The following is a 4449-nucleotide window of genomic DNA, read 5'->3' on the forward strand; positions in this document are numbered from 1 at the left end:
ACGTAACGATATATGAACTTTATCAAAGAGCTTGAGTGGCGTGGCATGATCCACGACATGATCCCCGGAACCGAGGAGGCCCTTCAGAAGGGTATGGTCTCCGGCTATGTAGGTATCGACCCTACTGCTGACTCACTGCATATCGGTCACTTAGTAGGCATCATGATGCTGCGCCACTTGCAGCGCTCCGGCCATCGTCCCATCGCTCTCATCGGCGGCGCCACCGGCATGATCGGCGACCCCTCAGGCAAGTCCAAGGAGCGCAACCTCCTCGATGAGGAGACGCTGAGACACAATCAGGCCTGCATCAAGAAGCAGCTGGAGAAGTTCCTCGACTTTGATAGCGATGCCGAGAATGCCGCTGTGCTGGTCAATAACTACGACTGGATGAAGGACTATAGCTTCCTTGACTTCATACGCGACGTCGGCAAGCACATCACGGTCAATTATATGATGGCGAAGGAGTCTGTGAAGAAGCGTCTCGAGGCGAATGCGATCGAGGGACTCTCCTTTACCGAATTCTCCTACCAGCTCCTCCAGGGATACGACTACCTGCACCTCTATCAGACGGAGAATGTCCGCCTGCAGCTCGGTGGCTCCGATCAGTGGGGCAATATCACCACCGGGGTGGAGCTTATCCGCCGCGTCCTCGGGGAGAGTGATGCCCTCGCAGTCACCTGCCCGCTGATCACGAAGGCAGACGGAGGTAAGTTCGGCAAGTCTGAGAGCGGAAACGTCTGGCTCGATCGCCGCTACACCACGCCATACAAGTTCTACCAGTTCTGGTTCAACGTCTCCGACGAGGATGCCAAGAAGTACATCCGGATCTTCACCGACCTGTCTAAGGAGGAGATCGAGACACTGGAGACGGAGCACGACAAGGCTCCCCACGAGCGCCTTCTCCAGAGGCGTCTCGCTGAGGAGATCACCATGATGGTCCACTCCCGTGAGGACTACGACACTGCCGTCCGTGCGAGTGAGATCCTCTTTGGCAACGCTACTAAGGAGACGCTCAGCAGCATCGACGAGGAGACATTCCTCTCGGTCTTCGATGGCGTGCCGATGGCGGAGGTGTCGAAGAGTGACTTCGACGGTAGTACCGGTCTGCTCGATCTGCTGGTAAGCAAGTGCGGATTCTTCAAGAGCAACGGAGAGCTCCGCAAGCTGATCCAGAGCGGAGGCATCAGTATCAATAAGGAAAAGATCAGCGATCCGCAGTACATGCCCACCACCGATGACCTCGTCGAGGGCTCCTATATGCTGATCCAGAAGGGCAAGAAGAATTACTTCCTCGTCCACGCCGTCTGACCCCTGCTCCGGTCTTAAGACGAGTCAATCCCGATCCCATGAAAAGAGTTTATTTCGTTCTGCTCTGCCTGCTGCTGATTGGGGCTCCTCTATCTGCCCAGAATAGAAGCAGGAGTACGTACTGGCATCAGAAGCAGACTCTCTTCGAGTCTCTCCCCACGTCGCCAGAGGATATCGTGATGCTCGGCAACAGCATCACGGACGGCGGGGAGTGGGCTGAGATCCTGCATAATGTCCACGTCAGGAATAGAGGCATCTCAGGTGATACGACGGATGGCGTGCTGCAGAGGCTCGGCTCCATCACGGACGGCAGACCTGCGAAGCTCTTCCTTATGATCGGGATCAATGATTTCGCTCAAGGGATCTCGGGAGACTCCATAGCCCGGAATATCGAGCAGATCATCTGTCGGATCAAGGCGGAAAGCCCAGAGACCGAGGTCTATGTACAGAGCATCCTGCCTATCTCAGACGAGATCACTCTCTTCCCGGGTCATAAGGCGCATATGTCCGAAGTAGCTCCGACTAATGCTATGATCCGAGCGGTCTGTGAGAGACAAGGCGTCACTTATGTGGACCTCTACTCCTCCTTTGTGACTTCCGACGGTAAGCTGGACCTGAAGTACAGCAACGACGGGCTACATTTGCTGGGCGAAGGATACAAGCTCTGGGGCTCGATCATCAAGCCCTTGATCTGATCCGCCACCCGACACAAATGCAATGGGGGTGTGCCGAAATGATTACTCGGCACACCCCCTTGTTTTATGTCTCAGCTCCGGAGAGCTCACGGGGGTATCTGATGAGAGAAGACCTTTGCAAAGGTCTCGAGAGATCTGATGATAGGTTACTTCAGCCTAACCGTCACACCAGCGCCCTCCTCAAAGACCAGCTTATCCTCTCTCGAGAGCCAGCCAAGGGCAAAGTGGACATCCCTCAGGGTTGAGATCTTTGTAGCGCTCTTGATCTCCTTGTCCGTCATAGGTTTCTTGCTCGCACGGAGCACCTCCCACACGAGACCTGCGTTGGTACCGATCTGCTCTGTCATTCCTTCCATAAGTCGTATGTTACACTTTAGTTACTAAGTCATTATACATCATTTGATGCGCTAAAGATACCACAAATCTCAGAGTATCCCACAACGGAGAGGTCCCCTCCCAGGACTGACGCGTTTGAGACTCGTCCGTCAGCAGCGAAACCGCATCCGCAAGGATGCCCGCTCCCTGGGCATCGCTCGAGCCACGAAGTGTCGTAGGACAATGTACGAGAACGTCTTTCCCTCGACCAATCTCTATTTAAAAAGCACCGAACTTTGGTGCGCATTTGATCCCTTTGATCGTATGTCTGGAAGTAGGAAGTTCGACTTCCCTCCTCTTTGGCCTCCGCCGGCGAACGTAGATGGATGCTTCGCTCCCGTCTGTCGGAAAGATCAGGGTCTGGCAGGGGTTTTTGCAGGAGAAGATATACCCATACAACTTCGTACAGACTCGATCCCAGCAGTATGAGGAGACTATGGAGTGATGGAGCGTATCTGATCCCTAGAAAGAGCGAGAGGGTGCCACGCTGTTGTGCGTGGCACCCTCTCGCTTGGTCGTGGAGCTGATCTGCTTACCAGATCTCTACACGCTCCTCAGGAGCAATGTACATAGAGTCTCCCTCCTGGACACCAAATGCCGTGTAGAAGGTGTCGATGTTCTTCAGAGTCTGATTGACGCGGAATTTCCCGAGACTGTGGACGTCCGTCTTGGTGCGACGGATGATCTCCTCAGGACGGATATTCTGTCCCCACACGCGGGCATAGCCGAGATAGAATCTCTGGTCACGGCTGAGTCCATCGATCTCCGGGTACTCCTTACCCTCAGTGGCCTTGACCATAGCGTCGTAGGCGACAAGGAGTCCGCCCTGGTCGGCGATGTTCTCACCGAGAGTCATCTGACCATTGGCCATCAGCCCGGGCGCTACCTCTACGCGATCAAACTGCGCAGCAAGCTTCTGCGTGGCAGCGTCGAAGGTCTTCCGATCCTCCTCTGTCCACCAATTCTCCATATTGCCCTTAGCATCGTAGTTGCAGCCTTGGTCGTCAAATCCGTGAGTCATCTCGTGACCGATCACGACGCCGATGGCGCCATAATTGACTGCGTCGTCGGCATTGAGATTGAAGAAAGGTGGCTGCAGGATTCCTGCGGGGAAGCAGATCTCGTTGGTTGTCGGATTGTAGTAAGCATTCACCTGATGAGCATTCATCAGCCAGCGGTCGCGATCAACAGGCTTCTCGAGGTCAGCGGTGTTGCGACGGGTGAGGAAGGTGCCTACTTCCTTGCTGTAAGCATAGAGTGATTCATTGTTGGTATTCAGTTTCTCAAAGGTGAGCCACTTATCCGGGTAGCCGATCTTGACGGTGAAAGCACCAAGCTTCTCCTGAGCCTTTTCCTTAGTTGCGGCGGTCATCCAAGAGAGGTTGTTGATGCGGGAGCTGAGAGCCGAGACCAGATTGTCTACCAGCTCTGTCATACGCTCCTTTGCCTCCGGGGGGAAGTACTTGGCGACATACTGCTTGCCGATCACGTCACCGAGGCAGTTGTCTACGCGATTGACGCCCAGCTTCCAGAGCGGCTTCATCTCTTCCTTACCGGCGATCGACTTGCCGTGGAGTGCAAAGGCTGCCTCGCGGAAGTCGTTGCTGAGGAGATCGCTGGCACCATCAATGAGCTGTCCCTTAAGGAAAAGCTTCAGGTCCTCCAGCGAGGTAGCAGCAAACCACTTGTCGAAGCGGTCGAAGTAGTCCTTCTGTGCGACATTCAGCTCCTTCACGGACTCGTATCCCTCGCGACCATCGATGTAGCGCTTCCAGGGGAAAGTGTGCTGAGCATAGAAGTCCTCGAGAGACATTTTATTGTAATTCCGCTGGCTGTCTCTCAGCTCGACCATCGTGTAGAGGATCTTGGAGAGATCTTTCTCTAAGCCAAAGAGTCGGTCAGCCTGCGCCGAAGCCTCCTCCATCCCAACGAGGTCAAAGACACGGGTAAAGTAGGTGCGGTAGGCCTCCTGATTGCCCTTATAGGCAGCCTCATCGGAGTAGTAGTCCGGGACGCCCATCACGAGTCCCGCCTGATAGAGATTGAGGATATTGACGTCGCTGTTCTTCTC

General features: G+C 54.7%; 4 protein-coding genes. 2 read left to right on the plus strand and 2 right to left on the minus strand.

Annotated elements, in window-relative coordinates; translation table 11 throughout:
* Positions 1–12 precede the first annotated feature (12 nt).
* Both tyrS and Q0F21_RS05625 read left to right on the plus strand, forming a co-directional pair.
* Entirely contained in the window at positions 13–1308 is a 1296-nt protein-coding gene (gene tyrS / locus Q0F21_RS05620; protein WP_297238171.1) for a tyrosine--tRNA ligase, read from the plus strand.
* 38 nt (positions 1309–1346) lie between these two features.
* Entirely contained in the window at positions 1347–2003 is a 657-nt protein-coding gene (locus Q0F21_RS05625) for a GDSL-type esterase/lipase family protein (RefSeq protein WP_297238173.1), read from the plus strand.
* A 146-nt stretch (positions 2004–2149) separates the two neighbouring features.
* Here the strand turns inward: Q0F21_RS05625 and Q0F21_RS05630 are convergent, their stop codons facing one another.
* A complete protein-coding gene (locus Q0F21_RS05630) occupies positions 2150–2350 on the minus strand; it encodes a winged helix-turn-helix domain-containing protein (protein WP_297238177.1) in 201 nt (66 codons plus the stop codon).
* Positions 2351–2910: 560 nt separating this feature from the next.
* A partial coding sequence (locus Q0F21_RS05635) for a M13 family metallopeptidase (RefSeq protein ID WP_297238175.1) occupies positions 2911–4449 on the minus strand: 1539 nt, incomplete at its 5' end.

The sequence above is a fragment of the uncultured Porphyromonas sp. genome (assembly GCF_934359325.1).
Taxonomy (GTDB): domain Bacteria; phylum Bacteroidota; class Bacteroidia; order Bacteroidales; family Porphyromonadaceae; genus Porphyromonas_A.

Excerpts from the sequence above, each read along its gene's own strand:
- tyrS (WP_297238171.1), top strand. The coding sequence starts at position 13 with ATGAACTTTATCAAAGAGCTTGAGTGGCGTGGCATGATCCACGACATG.
- Q0F21_RS05625 (WP_297238173.1), top strand. The coding sequence starts at position 1,347 with ATGAAAAGAGTTTATTTCGTTCTGCTCTGCCTGCTGCTGATTGGGGCT.
- Q0F21_RS05630 (WP_297238177.1), bottom strand. The coding sequence starts at position 2,350 with ATGACAGAGCAGATCGGTACCAACGCAGGTCTCGTGTGGGAGGTGCTC.